The following is a 19268-nucleotide window of genomic DNA, read 5'->3' on the forward strand; positions in this document are numbered from 1 at the left end:
GCCATTCCAGCACTGGGTATTTCACGCCCGGCATCTCGTCAGGGCGCAGGGCAGTTTCAAATGCGACGTATTTCGCACCCGACTGTACACCAGCCATGCCCAGCAGATCGGCCAGTTCAAAACCGTTCCACGGGATCACCATTGACCACGCCTCGACACAGCGGAAACGGTAGATTCGTTCTTCGATGGTCATGGCCTTTATAATGTCTTCAAAGGCGTAATCGCCGGGATTGTCGACCAGACCGTCGATCTTAACGCTCCACGGCTGTGTGGTCAGCTGGCCTGCGTAGCGGGCGGGGTCATCCTTTCCCGTGCCGAACTCATAGTAGTTGTTATATAGTGTGATGTCTTCGTAAGCGTTGGGTTGCAGATCTTGTGCTGCCGCACGTGTACCTGTTGCGCCAATCGCGGCCAGCCCCAATCCCGCCGCAGCGCTGCCCATCAGTTGCCTGCGGTTCAGAAATGCAGTCTCCTCGGTGACATCGGATTCTTTAAGCGTGTTTTTCCAGCGCATCGCCATTGGTTGTCTCCTTACTGTTGAACTACACCTAAGGCGACTGATGCGCGGGACCAATTGGTTTTGCGCCACATTTCATCCGGCACACTCTATTGTCAGCAATTGCAGCGCCTCTAAATCGCAATTGCGACGCGTCCAGCTCTGCGGCCGATGTGGCGTATCTTTTTCGCCCGATTTAGCGGGACTGTGCGTGGCAGTCGGAACTCCGGCAGAATCTTGCCCGAAAAAGGCAGGTTTGTCGGCCGATCGCACCTGTCAGCGGAATAACTGCTGTTCAGACTAAACTGTCCAGCCCCGCCCTGCGTATCTCTTTCGATGCAACAACAAGCATCGCACATTCTTTCAAGGAGAATACCATGTTTCGTACAACTGTTCTGTCCCTCACAGCCGCTGCTGCACTGGCGACTGCCGCATTCGCCGCAGGGCATGCAAAAGACATCGTAGATACAGCCAACGCCGCGGGTGACTTTGGCACGCTGCTCGCCGCAGCCGAAGCTGCCGGTCTGGTTGAAACCCTGAAAAGCGAAGGGCCGTTCACCGTATTCGCGCCGACGGACGCTGCTTTTGCAGCATTGCCCGAAGGGACTGTCGAAGACCTGTTGAAACCCGAAAACAAGGAAATGCTGACAAGCATCCTGACCTATCACGTTATCGCCGGGAAGGTGATGTCAACAGACCTGACGGACGATATGGAAGCGGCCACTGTAAACGGTGACACAGTGATGATCGATCTCGACAATGGTGTGATGGTGGATGATGCGACTGTCACCACCGCAGATATCGAGGCGACAAACGGCGTGATCCATGTGATCGACAAAGTGATTATGCCGGATTCGTAAAACGTCTCGCAATTGCGGGATCGTTTCTGTTTGCCCTGCGCGATGCATATGAAAGACAATTCATAATGAAAAGGCCCACATCACTGTGGGCCTTTTTGGTTTCTATATCCGGTTAGTGAACCGTTGCCTCGTCAGGCTTTGGCCGGTTGCTGGAGGATATTCTATCCCCGATGATCAACCCGTCCGGACCGACAGTCACCGGAACGACATCGCCGTCATTTACATCACCTGCCAACAGCATCTCTGCCAACGGGTTCTGCAGCGCCGACTGGATCACACGCTTTAGCGGCCTTGCGCCGAACACAGGGTCATAGCCTTCGTCCGCCAGCCATTTGCGCGCGTCATCGTCTAGCGCCAGCTCGATCTTGCGCGCGGCAAGACGTTTGAGCAGACGTGCCATCTGGATTGTGACAATCCCGTCCATGTTTTCACGGTTGAGGCGGTCGAAGATGATCGTCTCGTCCAGACGGTTCAGGAATTCGGGGCGGAAGTGTGCGCGCACAGCCTCCATCACGTCCTTCTTTGCCTGCACCATGTCGCTGCCTTCGGGCGCCAAGCTGAGCGCTTGGGCACCAAGGTTGGACGTAAGGATAATAAGCGTCTGCTTGAAATCCACGGTCCGGCCCTGTCCGTCTGTCAGCACACCATCGTCGAGCACCTGCAACAGCACGTTGAACACATCGGGGTGGGCTTTTTCGACCTCGTCGAACAATACCACCTGATACGGACGGCGGCGAACGGCTTCAGTCAAAACACCCCCCTCATCATATCCGACATACCCCGGAGGCGCACCAATCAGGCGGGCAACGGCGTGTTTCTCCATGTACTCCGACATGTCGATCCGCACCATGGCGTTGTCGTCGTCAAACATGAACTCGGCCACAGCTTTGGTCAGCTCTGTTTTACCCACACCTGTTGGCCCGAGGAACAGGAAGCTGCCCAAGGGACGGTCTTCGTCGTTCAGACCTGCGCGCGAACGGCGTACAGCGTTGGCGACCGCCTTTACGGCCTGATCCTGACCAATCACACGGGCGTGCAACTGCTCTTCCATACGCAACAACTTGTCACGCTCGCCCTCCAGCATTTTGCCGGCAGGGATGCCTGTCCAGCGCTCCACGACAGATGCAATCTGGTCGGGGCGCACTGCTTCCTCGACCATCACACCGTCTTCACGGCTTTCGGCCTCAAGCAGATCCCGCTCAAGCTGCGGAATAACGCCGTAGGACAGCTCACCCGCCTTCGCCAGATTACCGTCCCGCTTTGCGATATCGAGATCGGCACGCGCACGGTCCAGCTTTTCCTTGATCTCGCGTGCACCTTCCAGCTTGTCACGCTCTGCCTGCCAAGCGGCTGTCATTTCGGCACTGCGCTCTTGCAGTTCTGCCAGATCCTTTTGCAGCGTTTCAAGTCGATCCTTAGAGGCCTGATCGTCCTCTAGCTTCAACGCTTCTTCCTCGATCTGCAACTGCAACACCTGACGGTCCAGAGCGTCCAGTTCTTCGGGCTTGCTGTCTACCTCCATCCGCAAACGGCTGCTGGCTTCGTCCATCAGGTCGATTGCCTTGTCGGGCAGAAAGCGGTCAGTGATATAACGGTGGCTTAGCGTAGCCGCCGCAACCAATGCACTGTCGCTAATACGAACACCGTGATGCAACTCGTACTTCTCTTTAATACCGCGCAGAATGCTTATGGTGTCTTCTACCGTCGGCTCCAGAACCATCACCGGCTGGAACCGGCGCGCAAGTGCGGCGTCTTTTTCCACGTACTTGCGATACTCGTCCAGCGTGGTCGCACCGATACAATGCAATTCGCCGCGCGCAAGGGCAGGTTTAATCAGGTTGGCCGCATCCATAGCGCCATCTGCCTTACCGGCACCGACCAGCGTATGCATCTCGTCAATGAACAGGATCACTTCGCCAGCGGCTTCGGTCACCTCTGTCAACACAGCCTTCAGGCGTTCTTCGAACTCACCGCGATATTTGGCGCCGGCGATTAACGCGCCCATGTCCAGCGCAAGCAATCGCTTGTTGCGCAGGCTTTCAGGCACGTCACCGTTAATGATACGCAAGGCAAGACCTTCCGCAATCGCCGTCTTACCGACACCGGGTTCACCTATCAGAACGGGGTTGTTCTTGGTCCGGCGGCTCAGCACCTGCATTGCACGGCGGATTTCCTCGTCACGACCGATGATCGGGTCAATCTTTCCCTCTTCGGCACGCGCAGTCAGATCCTGAGCGTATTTCTTCAACGCATCATAGCCGTCTTCGGCGCTGGCACTGTCAGCGGTGCGCCCCTTGCGAAGATCGTTGATTGCACTGTTCAGGGCCTGCGCAGAGACGTTTCCAGCCTCAAGCGCAGTCTTGGCACCGGATTTCACCATGCAAAGCGCCATCAGCATACGCTCGACGGGCACAAAGCTGTCGCCAGCTTTCTTCGCCAACGCTTCGGCTTCAGCTAGTACGCGCGTGGTCGCACCATCCAGATATGTTTGCGCAGCATCGCCCATGACCTTGGGCATTTTGCCCAGCGCCAGATCAACCGCTTCCTTTACTGACGACGCATTGCCGCCAGATGCATTAATGAGATTGCTCGCAAGCCCCTCTTCATCATCCATAAGCGCTTTCAGCAGATGCTCGGGTGCCAGCCGCTGATGGCTGTCGCGTGTTGCAATTGTTTGGGCCGCTTGCACAAAACCGCGCGACCGCTCCGTGAACTTGCTCAGGTCCATGGGTATCTCCTATATAAAAAAGCGTCCACTTTCCGGCACCCGCTTAGCGGCATACCGATGTGTGAACCTCACGGTTATTATCTGGGAATTTTCCGCCCCTTATCAAGCCCATGAACAAACCAATTTTTTTTATGCGACCCGGTCAACACTTGCGGGCGAAAGGCATGCAGGCATGTGATAGGCGAATTTCCACCTATCTTAAGCTATTGTTCTCAAGTTGAATTAAAACACTTTAAGGTTTTAGCAGGCGGAGGGGGAAACTTTTATCGATGTTAATAGTTATTTTATTATCAGAAGTGCCCAAATACTTATCAGAGGCAAACAAAGCTCCACCATAAATTCAGGAGCATACGAGGTTTTGAGAATGACACAGACAACAATTCAGATGAGCGATGTTATCTATAACGCCAGTACTCAATGTTTTGAAGCGTTGGTAACTGTTAATAAGGGCCAGAGCGCCGTTAAATACCCTTGTGCCATCGAAGCACCAATAACCATGAGCTTTGAAGATGCCGCAAAAGGCCTTTCCAAACAGGCACTGCGCCGCAACAAATCGAAAAACAGCCTTTATTCGCAAATTCGCAACCGTGCGCCGCACTTACGTGCAGTGCGCCCACGATTTGATCCGCGTGTGTGGTTAGCGCAACTTGGCTTTTCTTCATCCGATCAGGCTGCCTGATCGGAATTGAATTCGTATTTGCATAGCGACTGGTCATGTTGAAGCACTGTCCCTGCACATATGGCCGCTATGCAATACCAGAGACGCTTGCCTGCCTGCACTGTCTCTGAGACTTGGGCCCGATCCGCAATGCGTGATCGGGCCTTTTTTCTGTACAGCCCCTGCTTCATGCCATATGCCGCAAGACGTTTGCCGAATTTTTTGCCCTGATGGAGCCTGCCCATGTCTGATGACCGCCTGATTGTTGCCCTTGATGTTCCCAATGCTCTTGCCGGTCTTGAGATGGCCAAGCGGATCGGAGATGCCGCGAATTTTTACAAAATCGGTTTGGGCATGCTCACCGGGGGCGGTCTGGCACTCGCCAACGAGCTAAAGCAGGAGCACGGGAAGCGGATATTCCTTGATATGAAACTGTTTGATATCGGTGCTACAGTCGAGGCAGCAGTGCGCGGTCTGGCGCAGTTTGATATGGATTTTTTAACCGTGCATGGCGATCCCCATGTGGTGCGCGCCGCAAAAGAGGGCGCTGCCGGAAGCAATCTGAAGATTCTGGGTGTGACTATTCTCACGTCACTGGACCGCGATGATCTGAATGCCTGCCTGATCCGTGATGGCGAACTTCCCGAACTGGTTGTTACGCGGGCGCTTCGCGCCTTCGAAGCGGGCGCGGATGGAGTCATCGCCTCCCCACAGGAAGCCGCGATGATCCGCGCGCAACCCGAAGCAGACGGAAAGCTGATCGTGACTCCCGGTGTGCGCCCTGCGGGTGCGGTACTGGGGGATCAGAAACGCGTTACAACACCGGCATTTGCAATTGAAAACGGTGCAGATCACGTCGTGGTTGGCCGCCCAATCCATCGCGCTGATGACCCCGCGCAGGCGGCGCGCGATATTGTGACAGAAATGTCGGGTGTGTCCAGAACAACCTAGCCGTGTGCCAAATCCATCACATTAACAGCTTTTGACCTATCGGTCAGGAATCACCGACTATGTCAAAAAGCTAATTCATGCTAACGTAAATACGGTGATACTCCCCGACGAACTGGTTCTTCCTTATGTTCGTCACCTTCCCCCCCGCTAGACGCAGCGGGGGGTCTTTTCGTGAAATATGTAAATTTCATATCGTTGCATCCCTTTCAGCAATCCAGACAGCCAGTCGAGCCTGAAAGGCAGGCACCGCTTTATTGTGATTCAAAAATGTCTGTTCACGCATTAATTTCCATTCTTGCCCCTCATTACCGAATTCTATGTTTCCCATTTCCCTCTGCGGCATCTGCGCCACAAAAAACCACTTTGCGATATCACCTTCGTAAAATTTGCGGCCCCATTGAACAGATTGCTCCGGCACCTCCAGCCCCAGTTCTTCGCGACACTCACGCAAGGCACAGGTAAGTGGTGTTTCATTTCCTTCGCGTCCACCCCCCGGAAGGTCCCAATGGTCGGCAAATATCAGGCCTGGTGTTGCGTCGCGCAGAATGACTGCCAAACTGGTGCCGAGGTACAATGCCAGTTTTGCGCCGCCAAACGGCTCACCGTCGTAAGGAGTAATGTCGAATTGCATGGGATTCTCCGCTCGTGGGGTTTATGATTGGACATCCAGCAACAGATCACAATCCCCGCCATGCCCGCACTCTGCCGCGATTGCCTGACCCAATTTGACACAGAGCGCCGGTGCCCCGCCTGCGCCAGTCCGCGCGTGACAAGACATGACGAGCTATGGGATCTGAACATCGCCCATATGGATTGCGATGCTTTCTATGCATCGGTCGAGAAACGTGACAATCCGGCCCTTGAAGGCAAGCCGGTAATCATCGGGGGTGGGCGGCGCGGTGTCGTTTCTACTGCCTGCTATGTTGCGCGCATTCGTGGCGTGCGGTCCGCGATGCCGATGTTTCAGGCGCTCAAGCTTTGCCCGGAAGCTGTCGTGATCCGCCCGCGCATGGAAGAATACGTCAAAGCTTCCCGCGCGATCCGTGAGATGATGGAAGAACTCACGCCTGCCATAGAACCGCTGTCGTTGGACGAGGCGTTTTTAGACATGAGTGGCACCACAAGATTACATGGTGCGCCCCCGGCAGTTATGCTTGCACGATTGGTACGACGGATGAAAACCGATTTGGGACTGACCGGGTCAATTGGTCTGAGCCATAATAAGTTTCTGGCGAAAGTCGCATCCGACCTGGATAAGCCACACGGATTTTCCGTAATTGGCAAAGCCGAGACCATGGCGTTTCTGAGTGATAAGCCGGTGCGCATGATATGGGGCGTAGGTGCTGCGGCGCAGGCCTCATTGGAGAAAGTAGGCATACGCTCGTTTTCCGATTTACTACGGTGGGAGCAGGCAGACCTGATTGCAAGGTTCGGCGGCATGGGAGATCGCCTCTACCACTTGGCGCGCGGGAAGGATCAACGCCGTGTTTCTGCGCACTCTCCAATGAAATCCATCACCAATGAGACGACATTTAGCGAAGATACGTCTGACCCTGATCTTCTGGATGGTCATATCTGGCGTATGGCTGAAAAAGTCTCGGACCGCGCCAAGGCCAAAGGACTGGCAGGACGTGTGGTTACGCTAAAGCTCAAGCGCGCGAACCACACGCTATTGTCGCGTCGCATGGCGTTAAGCGACCCGACCCAACTAGCAGACAGGATATACCGCACCGCACGCGGCCTTTTCGATCAGGTGGACGGGCAAGGACCCTATCGGCTGCTTGGCTGTGGTATAGCGGATCTGAGCGAAGCAACAGATGCGGATAGACTAAGCGATCTACTGGACCCCGGTGCTGCGCGGCGGTCCGGCGCAGAAAGAGCGACAGATGTTATCCGCGACCGGTTTGGTGCCAATGCCATTATTAAGGGGCGTACCCTTCGCTGAGAATCAGGGGGCCAGCCCCCATTGGCCTGCGGCCAATTACCCCCGGGACATTTCTGGCCAAAAGAAATCTGATCTATTCAGCGGCGAGCGGTACTTGCCCTTCTCCTATCCGGGCAACTTTCTGAACCACGTCTCGTATGGCTGCCTGAACAGCCTCGAAGTCTCCGTTTGGGCGAATCAATTGCTCGTTCATGTAAAGGGAGCGATCTATTTCGACCTGTACAGCGTGCTGGCCTTTGGCCGGCCTACCGTATGCCTGAGTGATATAAGCCCCAGCGAAAGGTGTATTTCGTGTAACGACAAAGCCTGCGTCAGCGAAAGCTTCTTCAGTCCGGTCTACAACATCTCCGCTTGCTGCGGCACCAAATCTATCACCAAGAACAACGTCCGGCCGCCGCATTCCGGATCGGGCCACTCCGTTCATCGCTTCGTGCGGCATCGAATGACAATCGATAAGAACGGTTTGACCGTGACGTGTATGGGCAGCGTCAAGCAGGGATTGCAGACGTTTGTGGTAGGGTTCCCAATACTGCACGATACGCTCTTGCGCTTCGTGTACTGTCATTTTGCCCCGGTAAATTGCACGCCCGTTGGCCACGACCCGCGGGATGACACCCAGGCCGGATGCTATTCGCGGATTATGTCCTGCGCGGCGCACCCCCTCTATCAGGGCCGGATCCAGTTCATCGCGCGCGCGATTAAGATCGACATAGGCGCGCGGCGCGCCCGCCTTGATAAAGGCCGCACCGAAATGCGGTGCACACTCAAAGAGCAGATCAACAAACGCATCTTCGGAGGACCGAATCGCATGCTCGTTCAGAACTGTCTTTCGCATGAACGACCAAGAATAGTCCCGCCCCGAGTGTGGGGAGGCAAAGACCACACAGGATGTGGGCGTGCCCGGCAGCGAAACATCAAAGGCAGCGGATGGCATAATGGTCTCCTTCGTCACAAAAGACATAGCCTAGTTTATTACAAAGCCAAAAGCCCTTGATCACACTGACGACTCCTTTTATAGCAGCCGGACAGCGCAGTGCTTTTGCGCCCAATTTTGGTTGGGGGCGGTGCTCGGCGTTTATATAAGTGGATGATTAGCTCAGCGGTAGAGCACTTCGTTGACATCGAAGGGGTCACTGGTTCGATCCCAGTATCGTCCACCATGTATTCTCTGGCGTGTTCATTTTGTGAACATGCTGCCCGTAACCCGGCGCTGGCCCGCGCCACAACTTGGAAGGATCGGACCTATGAAAGTTCGCAATTCGCTCCGCTCGCTCAAGAACCGGCACCGCGACTGCCGTGTTGTGCGTCGCAAAGGCCGCGTTTACGTGATCAACAAGACCCAGAGACGCTTCAAAGCCCGCCAAGGCTAAAGCTGATTTGAAATAATTCTAAAAAGGCTGCTCTCTCCGGAGCAGCCTTTTTTGCGTCGGCATTCTTTTTATCCCGAAAATTGTTCGCCAACCTCCATCATTGCCCCTGCATTCGCCGATCGATCCACCGCTGGCCCTTGCGCTGCAGCTACGCTGGCTTAACTTGCACCTCGACAGCATCACTTCGAAAGGAGCCTTAGATGGCAAGCGACCTTACATATACACCACCGGAAGTCTGGGAGTGGGAAGCAGAAAGCGGCGGAAAATTCGCGTCAATCAACCGCCCCATCGCTGGCCCCACACACGACAAAGATCTCAACATCGGCAAGCATCCTCTGCAACTCTACTCCCTAGCGACCCCTAATGGTGTCAAAGTGACCATACTGCTGGAAGAGCTGTTGGCCGCAGGTCATACAGGAGCGGAATATGATGCGTGGCTGATCAACATCGGAGAAGGTGACCAGTTCAGCTCGGGCTTCGTCGAAGTGAACCCGAATTCCAAAATTCCTGCTCTGATGGATCATTCAACAGAAGCGCCGCAGCGTGTATTCGAAAGCGGTGCAATCCTGCTGTATCTCGCGGAAAAATTCGGGGCCTTCATCCCGAAAGACCCTGCACAACGAACCGAGATGATGAGCTGGCTTTTCTGGCAGATGGGTTCGGCCCCCTATCTGGGAGGGGGATTTGGCCACTTTTACGCTTACGCACCTGAAAAGTACGAATATCCGATCAACCGCTTCTCTATGGAAGCAAAGCGCCAACTGGACGTACTTGATCGCCATCTGGCCGATCATGAGTGGTTTGCCGGCGAGTATTCTATTGCCGACATCGCGATCTGGGCATGGTATGGCCAGCTTGTGCTGGGGCGGCTTTATGATGCGGCAAAGTTTTTGGATGTGGCAAGCTATAAGAACGTCATGCGGTGGGCAGAGAAAATTGATGCCCGCCCTGCTGTAACCCGTGGTCGAATGGTAAACCGTGCCTTCGGAGACGATCTGTCCATGCAGCTACATGAACGCCACGATGCATCTGATTTCGAAACCAAAACCCAAGACAAGATTGCAAAGGACTAACGGTCCGGTGCGCGCCGGAACATCGGCGCGCACCTCATCTTCTTCAATTTTCCTATAAACTTAATCCATCCCTCACGCCGCGCATTCGGCCCGAAGTCTAGCGCCGCCCGACCTGCCTGCAAATCAGGATCACAGGCAACAGCCCCATCGCGACAATCACAAGGCTCGGTACCGCTGCCCCCTCAAGCCGTTCGTCACTCGCAAGCCGGTACGCCTGTACCGCAAGTGTATCAAAATTGAAGGGCCGCATAATCAGCGTCGCAGGCAGTTCTTTCATCACGTCCACAAACACGATCAACAGCGCAGTAAGCAAGCTGGGCGCAAGAATTGGCAGATGCACGCGGCGCAATGTCCCCATCGGCCCCTGCCCGAGCGAGCGTGACGCGGCATCCATATTCATATGCACCATCGCCTGACCGCCTTCATACGCTCCCAGCGCCGCTGCCAGGAATCGCACCATATACGCGATCACCAGCAGCCAGATTGACCCCGTGATCAGCAATCCGGTCGAGATATCAAAGGTTGCGCGCATCCATGCATCCAGCGCATTGTCGAAGGCCGCAAACGGCACTAGCAAACCAACGGCGATCACGCCGCCCGGCACTGCGTATCCCAATCTTGCAACATATGCGGCAGATTGTGACAATCGACCGCTGCGCATACGCTGGAAAAACCCGACGCTAATTGCGGCCAGCACAGTGACCACCGCTGCCGTAGATGCCAGTATCGCAGAGTTATGTATGAAACCCAGATATCGCGTACTCAGCAGGTTCTGCTCGGATCCCAGCCCCATATAGAAAAGCACGATAATCGGTAGCACCGCCCCGAAGACAACAGGAATGGTGCAAAGCATCGTCGCCAACACAGCACTTGTCCCACGCAGCACCAGTGGCGCTGCCGCTTTGGTCTGGCGGGAGGGATCATGGTATTTCGCATCTCCGCGCTGCAATCTTTCCAACATTGCAAGAAACAGGGCAAAGCTGAGCAGACACAGTGCCAGTTGCGCGGCACCTGTACGGTCAAACAAGGAAAACCAACTGGTATAGATCCCCGTGGCAAAGGTCTGTACCCCGAAATATGCAACCGTCCCGAAATCGGCGATAGTTTCCATCACAGTGAGCAGAACGCCAGCGGCAATGGCAGGTCGCGCAAGGGGCAGGCTTACCTTGAAAAACGCCGCCCACGGTGATGATCCAAGCGCACGCGCAGCCAGAAACGTGGTGCCGCTTTGCTGTAAAAAGGCCGCGCGGGCCAGCAGATAAACATACGGATACAGCACCAACACCAACATCGCCGCGGCCCCACCCAGAGAGCGGATTTCAGGAAACCAGTAATCACGTGGCCCCCATCCTGTCACATCCCGCAGCGTGGTTTGCACAATTCCCGGATGGTCCAGCACATGCGTATAGGCATACGCCAAAACATAGGCGGGAAATGCCAACGGCAGCACAAGCGCAATTTCAAAAATGCGGGCACCCGGAAAGCGGGTCATCGTGACAAGCCACGCAGCACCTACACCGATGGAAAAAGTGCCGAAGGCCACCAGAACAACCAGTGCAAAAGTTGTGCGAACGTACCCGCCGAGGACGGTTTGCGCCAGATGCTGCACGGTATCCGTGCCGCCTGAAACAGCCGCCAGAAACACCGCAACCATCGGCAGCGCGCACAGAGCCGCAACAAGGATTGCAAGTCCGGACAGCGCGCGCGCGCCATCACGTTTTTTTCCGGAAGAAGGGATCGATGCATAAGCCATGGCTGTATGTCGACTATTTCAGTCAGAAAGGGAAGTACCCCGATGCCACAGCCTCGCAAGTCGCCTCTAATCGTACTGGCGCAAATCCTCGATCACCAAACCGTCTTTCGGCAGGCTGTCAGGTTCAACCACCTCGATCCGTCCTTTCAGCTTCAAAAGCTGGCTCACCGATTGGGCGTATGCGTCTGCATCCGGCGTGGCAGTTTCAATCTTGACTGTCATCATGTCCTGTTCCGCTTCACGGGTCGCGATAATGCGGGCACGGGTGATTTCAGGATGATGCGCAACCAATTGGGCCACCTGTTCGGGACGGACAAACATACCCTTGATCTTGGTGGTCTGGTCCGCACGACCCATCCAGCCCTTGATGCGCATATTGGTGCGTCCGCACGGGCTTTGCCCTTCCATCACCGCGCTCATGTCGCCGGTGGCGAAGCGGATCAGCGGGTAATCGGGGTTCAGCGTGGTCACGACAATCTCGCCCACTTCTCCATCCGGTACGGGGTTGCCCGTGCCGGGGGTCACAATCTCTACAATCACATTTTCGTCCACGATCATGCCCTCGGCGGCAGGAGATTCGTAAGCGATATTTCCAAGATCGGCTGTCGCATAACATTGCAGGCAGGTTATGCCCCGCGCAGTGTACCAGTCACGCAGGGACGGAAACAGCGCGCCACCACCCACTGCCGCGCGTGTTATCGAAAGAGTAATCCCCATTTCGTCGGCTTTTTCCAGAATGATTTTCAGGTAATCCGGCGTCCCTGCATAGGCGGTTGTTCCCATATCACGGGCCGCAATGACCTGTAGTTCTGTCTGGCCTGTTCCGGCAGGCAGCACCGCTGCACCCACAGCACGCGCGCCACTTTCAAAAATCATCCCGGCAGGGGTCAGATGATAGCCAAAGCAGTTTTGCACAATGTCACCGGCGCCAATTCCCATCGCGTGCAGAAAACGCCCCATGCGCCACCAGTCGGGATCAGTCGAAGAAGGCTCATAAATCGGGCCAGGCGACTGGAATACATGGGAAAACGCGTGCGCCGGCTTGGTCGTCAAACCGCCAAATGGCGGGTTTGCGGCTTGGGCCTTCCCCAGATCGGACTTGCGTAAAACCGGCAAGGACGCAAGCGCAGCAACACTTGTTATGCTCTGCGCATCCACATCATCCAGTGTTCCGGCATAACCGCCGAGCGTTTTTGCACGTGCAATTTGCGCAGGCAATGCCGTCGCCAGATGCTGGGCGCGCTGTTCCGCGCTGCGGGTTTCCAAATCGTCGAAATGGGTCATGTTGCTCACTTTGTTTTTGCTTCCACTACCGTCAATGCGTCGCCTTGACTGTTATTTCCCAACCTACACCGCCACACCGAACAAGCTGCCCACAGCGGCGGTCACAGCCATCGCCAGACCACCCCAGAAGACAACGCGCACCGTCGCGGGCAACAGCGCGGCCCCGCCTGCCTGCGCACCCAACGCACCCAAGGCGGCAAGGGCAAACAGCGTGGTCAACACCACGACCGAAATCACCGAAGTTTGCGGTGCCAGCACCGCCGCAATCAACGGAATTGACGCAAAAATGCTGAACGTCACTGCCGACGTAACCGCTGCCAACAGGGGGCGTGCCGCTTGTCCTTCACTCAGGCCGAGCTCGTCACGTACGTGCGCGCCCAACGCATCATGCTGCGTCAACTCCCGCGCCACCAATGCAGCCGTCTCGGCGGATAGCCCCCGCTCTTCGTATATGGCGCCCAGCTCTGCCTCCTCGCCTTCCGGATCTTCCTGCAAAGCCTGTTGTTCACGGGCTATATCAGCCCCTTCCAGATCAGCCTGTGATGAAACGCTCACGTATTCCCCCGCTGCCATCGACATCGCGCCAGCAGCAAGCCCCGCACCACCTGCAATCAGGACCGCACGTGGAGAAGGATCAGCAGCAGCAACACCGACAATAATTGAAGCTGTCGAAACGATGCCGTCATTCGCACCCATCACGGCAGCACGCAGCCACGAAACCCGCTCTATCAGGTGCGGATCATCGCTATGTGCGGACGGGGCCAATTCAGGACAGCCAGCGTTTGCGCCGGCGATAGCTGCGCACATCACGGAAAGATTTGCGGCCCTCATCGGACATACCAAGATAGAACTCTTTCACATCCTGATTTTCACGCAAATCTTTTGCAGGGCCATCCATCACAACCCGACCGCTTTCGAGGATGTAGCCATAATGCGCAAACCGCAGTGCTACGTTTGTATTTTGCTCGGCTAGAAGGAAGGTCACTCCTTCCTTTTCATTGACCGATTTCACAATCTCGAAAATCTGTTCAACCAGCTGCGGGGCCAGCCCCATCGAAGGCTCGTCCAGCAGGATCGTTTCGGGGCGGCTCATCAGCGCGCGGCCCATGGCGCACATCTGCTGCTCGCCGCCGGAAGTATATCCCGCCTGTGATTTGCGCCGCTCGCGCAGGCGCGGGAAGTAATTATAGACCATTTCAAGATCATCGGCGATTGCGCCTTTGCCGTCGCTGCGCGTGTACGCACCCGTCAAAAGGTTTTCTTCAATCGTCAGGTGCTCAAAGCAGTGACGGCCTTCCATCACCTGCACGACGCCACTCTTGACCGTCTCAGCCGGATCACGGTCCTGGATCGGGTCACCACGATACTTGATCGAGCCCTTGGTCACTTCGCCCCGCTCAGATGCCAGCAACCCAGATATCGCCTTGAGTGTGGTCGTCTTACCAGCACCATTGCCGCCCAGCAAAGCGGTGATACCACCCTTTGGCACATTCAGGCTTACACCCTTCAGTACAAGGATAACTGAATTGTAGATCACTTCGATGTTGTTCACCTCAAGCAGGTTATCAACCTGAACTTCAGCGGCGTTTACGTCCAACATATCCCTTGTACCCTTTTTGAAATTCTCGGCATCTCTGGCCGCCGCCCTTGCCGCGGCCAGAGAAAAAGCAGCTTACTGGCAAGCAGGCTCGATATTATTTTCCGCCGCGTATGCTGAGGAGTCTTCCGCAACCAAACTGTCAATCAGCTCTTTGTCGGTTGCTGCAAAGTCGGAAACCAGCGTCCATGTCTTGGCTTTCGCGTCCCACTGGGTCACACCAACAAGGCCGTCACCACCGTGGTTCTGGCACGACACCTTGAACGCCGGCCCAAAGTTCGGCAGGCCAAGTGCGGCCATCTTCTCTTCGGTCATTTCCAGCGCTTCCATGCCATCCCGCATCTGGGATGCGTTGATTTCGGTGACACCGTGGATCTCTTGCGCTGTCTTCGCAGCTTCGGCAGCCAGCATCGCGGCATACAGACCACGGTTGTACAAAACCGTACCGATCTGGTCACCGGCACCCGCCGCTTTACCTGCGTCCACGACATGCTTCTGGATGTCGTCAAACACGGGGAAATCCTTGCCAACACCGTGGAAGGTCAACGCCTTGTATCCGTCCGCGGCCTCGCCAGCCGCCAACACGTCATTCTCGGAACCGGACCACCAGACGCCGATGAAGTTTTCCATCGGGAACCGGATGTTTGCCGCTTCCTGAACAGCAACCTGGTTCATTACGCCCCAGCCATACATGATCACATAATCAGGCTTATCGCGGCGAATCTGCAGCCACTGCGATTTCTGCTCCTGTCCGGGGTGATCCACCGGCACTTCCTTAAACTCAAAGCCATGCTTTTCGCTCAGCTCGGTCAGCGTGCGGATCGGCTCTTTGCCATAAGCAGAGTTGTGATAGACCAGTGCAATTTTTTTGCCCTTCAGATCACCACCGTTTTCGGCCAGAAGATAGTTGATCGCACCCGATGCACCATCCCAGTAGTTCGCAGGATAGTTGAACGTGTGCGTGAACACTTCACCATTTTTTGCAGACGTGCGGCCATAGCCCATCGTGTGCATCGGAATATCATCCGCAGTGGTTTTCGGGATCAACTGGTATGTGATACCTGTGGACAATGGCTGGTACACCAGCCCGCCGCCGCCCTTAAGGCTCTCGTAGCACTCAACACCCTTTTCGGTGTTATAGCCTGTTTCACATTCAGGAACGGATGTCATTACGCCGCCAATTCCGCCATCCCGCGCATTCAACATGGTGAAATAGTCTGCATAGCCATCCGCAAACGGAATACCGCCTGCCGCATAAGGGCCTGTGCGATAGCTGAGCGACGGGAATACAAGGTCTGCCATCACTGGGCTCGCCGCCATAAGGCCTGCAATGGCCATTGTACCTAGTTTATATTTCATCGGTGTTTCCTCCCTTGGATTTTATCCGATTGGTTTTGAAGGGCGGGTTATCCCCGCCTCGCGTTTTCATGACGTCCCCCACGTCAGTGCGGGAAAGGCCACAATCTCAGTTTTTCCTTCGCCACACGCCATAGCTGGGCGATGCCATGGGGTTCAGCGATCAAGAAGATGATAATCAGCGCGCCGACAATAACCAGCTGCAAATGCGCCACGATGTCCGTCGGCCAACCCAGCAAATCAACGCCGACGACCTTCAGAACAACCGGCAAAAGCACTAGAAACGCAGCGCCCGCAAAAGAACCGAATATGCTGCCCAAACCGCCGATGATAACCATAAACAGTACCAGGAACGATTTCTGGATGCCGAATGCTTCGCCCACCTCTACAGCACCGAGGTAGACGGCAAAGAACAACGCACCTGAAATTCCGATAAAAAACGAAGATACCATAAATGCTGTCAGCTTGGCACGCAGCGGATTAACACCGATGATCTCGGCGGCAATATCCATATCACGGATCGCCATCCATTTACGCCCGGCCGCACCACGCGTCAGGTTGCGCGCAATGTAAGCACTGACGATCGTGAAAAACAGACAGAACATATAAGCGGCCCAAGGCGTTGTCGACGGGCCCGTGATCAACACACCAAACAGATCCCGCTCCGGAGCACTGATTTGGCCTGACGCCGAATAGTTGTAGAACCACGCAACACGGTTGAACAGCCAGACAAGGAAGAACTGCGCGGCAAGCGTCGCAACCGCCAGATAAAAGCCCTTGATCCGCAAACTGGGCAAGCCGAACAGAACACCCACAAGCGCTGTCATAATACCGCCCATGATCACGCTGAAAAAGATGTTGAACTCGGGAAGGCGGAACAACAATTCACCGCCCCACCAGATATCGACACCGGTCATGAACTTGTAACAGCTATACGCCCCCACAGCCATAAAGCCACCGGTGCCAAGCGACACCTGCCCACAATACCCGACAAGAATATTCAGCCCCAATGCCGCAATTGCGTAAATCAGGAACGGCAGCAGCAGGGAATTAACCCAATAGTCGTTAACGATGAACGGGACCACAAAGATTGCCAGAAACAACACCAGATAATAGCGGTACCGGTCAAACTTGATCGGAAACGTCTGCTGGTCTTCTTTATAAGTCGTCCTGAAATCGCCTGCTTCACGATAGAACATACCGAACGCTCCCTATTTCTTTTGGCTGTAAATATCCCGGGGTCCGGGGCAGCGCCCCGGTCGGGTCAACTCTTTCATCAAACCCGCTCAATGATCTTCTCCCCGAACAGACCCTGCGGACGGAACACCAAGAACAGCAGTGCTAGCATATAAGCGAACCAGTTTTCGGTCGCCCCGCCAAGGAAAGGCGCACCAATCAGGAATTCGAACAGCTTTTCCCCTACGCCGATAATCAGACCTCCGACGATTGCCCCCGGAATGGATGTGAATCCGCCCAACATCAGCACTGGCAATGCTTTCAAAGCAATCAGCGACAGCGAGAACTGAACACCCGATTTCGCCCCCCACATGATCCCCGCAACCAGTGCGACAAATCCCGCCAGTGACCAGACAAGTATCCAGATAAAGTTCAGCGAAACACCAACAGACAGCGCAGCCTGATGGTCATCGGCAACCGCACGCATCGCACGGCCCTGCTTGGTATATTGGGCAAACATCACCAGCCCGACAACCAGCAGCGCAGCAATGATGCTCGCAACAATGTCCAAGTTATCGATGAAGAAACCGTATCCTAGGGCGTCATAAGTTGTCGCCTCCAGCCATGTGTTCATGCCCTGCGGCAAACACGCGCCTTCAGCAACACAAACATCCAACGCTTTCAGCTCGGAACCCCACATCAAATCGGCAACACCTTCAAGGAAATACGCCAGACCGATTGTCGCCATGAACAGAATGATCGGTTCCTGTCCGACAAGATGACGAAACACAAATCTCTGCACAGCCCACGCCAGCGCAATCATCACAAATACCGTCAGGATGATCGCCAGAAACGAATGCACGGACCACCCGAATTTGTGAATGTCTGTGCCGAATATCGCATTGATCAAATGCGAAAACGGCACCTGCCCGTTCTGTATGCCGACCAGCGTCATCGCCGCAAACAGCGCCATAACCCCCTGGGCATAGTTGAAAATCCCCGATGCTTTGTAAATCAACACAAAGCCCAATGCGACCAGTGCATAAAGCACGCCCGCCATCAGCCCGTTGAGGAACACCTCAATCGTAAACGCCAGTTGCTCGTTCATGACACAGCCCCCCAGTTATCAATCATGTGCCACACCCAAATACGCATCAATCACCTCCTGATTGTTACGCACCTCATGCGGCGTGCCATCGCCGATTTTCTTGCCATAATCCATCACGACCACACGGTCGCTCAAATCCATCACCACGCCCATGTCATGCTCGATAAGTGCAATGGTCGTCCCGAATTCATCATTCACTGACAGGATAAAGCGGCTCATGTCCTCTTTTTCCTCGACGTTCATTCCCGCCATCGGCTCGTCGAGCAACAGCAAAGATGGCTCGGCCGCCAAAGCACGCGCCAGTTCGACACGTTTTTTCAAACCATACGGCAGACGTGATACCGGCGTTTTCCGGATTGCCTGGATTTCAAGAAAATCAATGATCTTTTCCGCAACTTCACGGTTGGCAATTTCTTCCCGCTCGGCTGAACCGTACCAGAAGGTTTGCGCCATCATTCCGGTTTTCATATGCGTCAATCGGCCTGTCATTACGTTATCCAGAACGCTCATGCCCTCAAACAGCGCGATGTTCTGAAACGTGCGTGCAATCCCCTGCTGCGCCACCTGAAAAGGCTTCATCGCGGGACGCGGCGCACCGCGATACCAGACCTCGCCCTCCTGGGGCACGTAAAACCCTGAAATCACATTCAGCATCGAGGACTTGCCGGCGCCATTCGGCCCGATAATCGCGCGGATTTCACCTTCACGGATATCAAACGAGATATCCTTAATTGCCTCCACACCGCCGAACCGCAGCGTAATGTTCTTCATCTCCATGACAACAGGGCCAATCGTGCGCCCGTCTTCGGTCACATAGCTTTCTGCGTTATCCTTCACGCGCGGATCCCCTGCTTCATTTTTCCAACTAAACTCATTCCTGCGCCGGCATCACGCGGAACATCCTTGCGGGATG

Annotated in this window: 18 protein-coding genes and 1 tRNA gene (1 of these 19 running past the window's edge); 7 read left to right on the forward strand and 12 right to left on the reverse strand. The window is 55.2% G+C overall.

Annotated elements, in window-relative coordinates; genetic code table 11:
• A protein-coding gene (gene msrP, locus OS189_RS04380) for a protein-methionine-sulfoxide reductase catalytic subunit MsrP (protein ID WP_267166077.1) crosses the window boundary here: on the reverse strand, positions 1-520 show its 5' portion. Its footprint begins 392 nt before the window's first position; only the first 520 of its 912 coding nucleotides appear in the window; its start codon is at positions 518-520; the stop codon falls past the left edge of the window.
• 353 nt (positions 521-873) lie between these two features.
• Between msrP and OS189_RS04385 the strand changes: the two genes are divergently transcribed.
• Positions 874-1356, forward strand: coding sequence for a fasciclin domain-containing protein (locus OS189_RS04385; protein WP_267166078.1), 483 nt, complete (start codon positions 874-876; stop codon positions 1354-1356).
• 112 nt (positions 1357-1468) lie between these two features.
• On the opposite strand, the gene clpB is transcribed toward OS189_RS04385, so the two are convergent.
• Positions 1469-4084, reverse strand: coding sequence for an ATP-dependent chaperone ClpB (clpB, locus tag OS189_RS04390; protein WP_267166079.1), 2616 nt, complete (start codon positions 4082-4084; stop codon positions 1469-1471).
• Between the two features lie 364 nt (positions 4085-4448).
• Here clpB and OS189_RS04395 point away from each other — a divergent pair, with 364 nt between their 5' ends.
• Together OS189_RS04395 and pyrF are read left to right on the forward strand one after the other, a co-directional pair.
• Entirely contained in the window at positions 4449-4763 is a 315-nt protein-coding gene (locus OS189_RS04395; RefSeq protein ID WP_267166080.1) for an orotidine 5-phosphate decarboxylase, read from the forward strand.
• 222 nt (positions 4764-4985) lie between these two features.
• Complete coding sequence (gene pyrF / locus OS189_RS04400; RefSeq protein WP_267166081.1) at positions 4986-5693, forward strand: orotidine-5'-phosphate decarboxylase; 708 nt, start codon at positions 4986-4988, stop codon at positions 5691-5693.
• A gap of 187 nt (positions 5694-5880) precedes the next feature.
• Here pyrF and OS189_RS04405 read toward each other — a convergent pair whose 3' ends face one another.
• A complete protein-coding gene (locus OS189_RS04405; protein WP_267166082.1) occupies positions 5881-6324 on the reverse strand; it encodes an NUDIX hydrolase in 444 nt (147 codons plus the stop codon).
• A 60-nt stretch (positions 6325-6384) separates the two neighbouring features.
• On the opposite strand from OS189_RS04405, the gene OS189_RS04410 reads away from it, so the two are divergent.
• Entirely contained in the window at positions 6385-7638 is a 1254-nt protein-coding gene (locus OS189_RS04410; RefSeq protein ID WP_267166527.1) for a DNA polymerase IV, read from the forward strand.
• A 73-nt stretch (positions 7639-7711) separates the two neighbouring features.
• On the opposite strand, the gene OS189_RS04415 is transcribed toward OS189_RS04410, so the two are convergent.
• A complete protein-coding gene (locus tag OS189_RS04415; protein WP_267166083.1) occupies positions 7712-8572 on the reverse strand; it encodes an N-formylglutamate amidohydrolase in 861 nt (286 codons plus the stop codon).
• Between the two features lie 151 nt (positions 8573-8723).
• Between OS189_RS04415 and OS189_RS04420 the strand changes: the two genes are divergently transcribed.
• The 3 genes from OS189_RS04420 to yghU all read left to right on the forward strand — a co-directional run bounded on the left by OS189_RS04420 (position 8724) and on the right by yghU (position 10081).
• Positions 8724-8798 (forward strand) — tRNA-Val (locus OS189_RS04420).
• 84 nt (positions 8799-8882) lie between these two features.
• A complete protein-coding gene (ykgO, locus tag OS189_RS04425) occupies positions 8883-9008 on the forward strand; it encodes a type B 50S ribosomal protein L36 (protein WP_005850168.1) in 126 nt (41 codons plus the stop codon).
• Between the two features lie 200 nt (positions 9009-9208).
• Positions 9209-10081: a glutathione-dependent disulfide-bond oxidoreductase gene (yghU, locus tag OS189_RS04430; RefSeq protein ID WP_267166084.1), complete on the forward strand. Its 873-nt coding sequence runs from the start codon at positions 9209-9211 to the stop codon at positions 10079-10081.
• 97 nt (positions 10082-10178) lie between these two features.
• Here yghU and OS189_RS04435 read toward each other — a convergent pair whose 3' ends face one another.
• The 8 genes from OS189_RS04435 to OS189_RS04470 form a co-directional block, all read right to left on the reverse strand.
• Positions 10179-11834 carry an ABC transporter permease gene (locus tag OS189_RS04435; protein ID WP_267166085.1) on the reverse strand — a complete coding sequence of 552 codons (1656 nt, stop codon included), beginning with the start codon at positions 11832-11834 and terminating at the stop codon, positions 10179-10181.
• A 66-nt stretch (positions 11835-11900) separates the two neighbouring features.
• The gene (locus OS189_RS04440) at positions 11901-13118 is read right to left on the reverse strand and encodes a phenylacetate--CoA ligase family protein (RefSeq protein ID WP_267166086.1); all 1218 of its coding nucleotides are present in this window, start codon (positions 13116-13118) and stop codon (positions 11901-11903) included.
• Between the two features lie 63 nt (positions 13119-13181).
• The gene (locus OS189_RS04445) at positions 13182-13925 is read right to left on the reverse strand and encodes a VIT1/CCC1 transporter family protein (protein WP_267166087.1); all 744 of its coding nucleotides are present in this window, start codon (positions 13923-13925) and stop codon (positions 13182-13184) included.
• A complete protein-coding gene (locus tag OS189_RS04450; RefSeq protein WP_267166088.1) occupies positions 13885-14718 on the reverse strand; it encodes an ABC transporter ATP-binding protein in 834 nt (277 codons plus the stop codon). Before OS189_RS04450 ends, OS189_RS04445 begins: the two co-directional genes overlap by 41 nt.
• Positions 14719-14790: 72 nt before the next feature.
• Positions 14791-16074, reverse strand: coding sequence for an ABC transporter substrate-binding protein (locus OS189_RS04455; RefSeq protein ID WP_267166089.1), 1284 nt, complete (start codon positions 16072-16074; stop codon positions 14791-14793).
• 83 nt (positions 16075-16157) lie between these two features.
• The gene (locus OS189_RS04460) at positions 16158-17270 is read right to left on the reverse strand and encodes a branched-chain amino acid ABC transporter permease (protein ID WP_267166090.1); all 1113 of its coding nucleotides are present in this window, start codon (positions 17268-17270) and stop codon (positions 16158-16160) included.
• Positions 17271-17347: 77 nt separating this feature from the next.
• Positions 17348-18355, reverse strand: a complete 1008-nt coding sequence (locus OS189_RS04465) for a branched-chain amino acid ABC transporter permease (protein WP_267166091.1) — start codon at positions 18353-18355, stop codon at positions 17348-17350.
• 18 nt (positions 18356-18373) lie between these two features.
• Complete coding sequence (locus OS189_RS04470) at positions 18374-19192, reverse strand: ABC transporter ATP-binding protein (protein WP_267166092.1); 819 nt, start codon at positions 19190-19192, stop codon at positions 18374-18376.
• Positions 19193-19268 lie beyond the last annotated feature (76 nt).

The organism is Sulfitobacter sp. F26169L, from assembly GCF_026410285.1.
Taxonomy (GTDB): Bacteria; Pseudomonadota; Alphaproteobacteria; order Rhodobacterales; family Rhodobacteraceae; genus Sulfitobacter.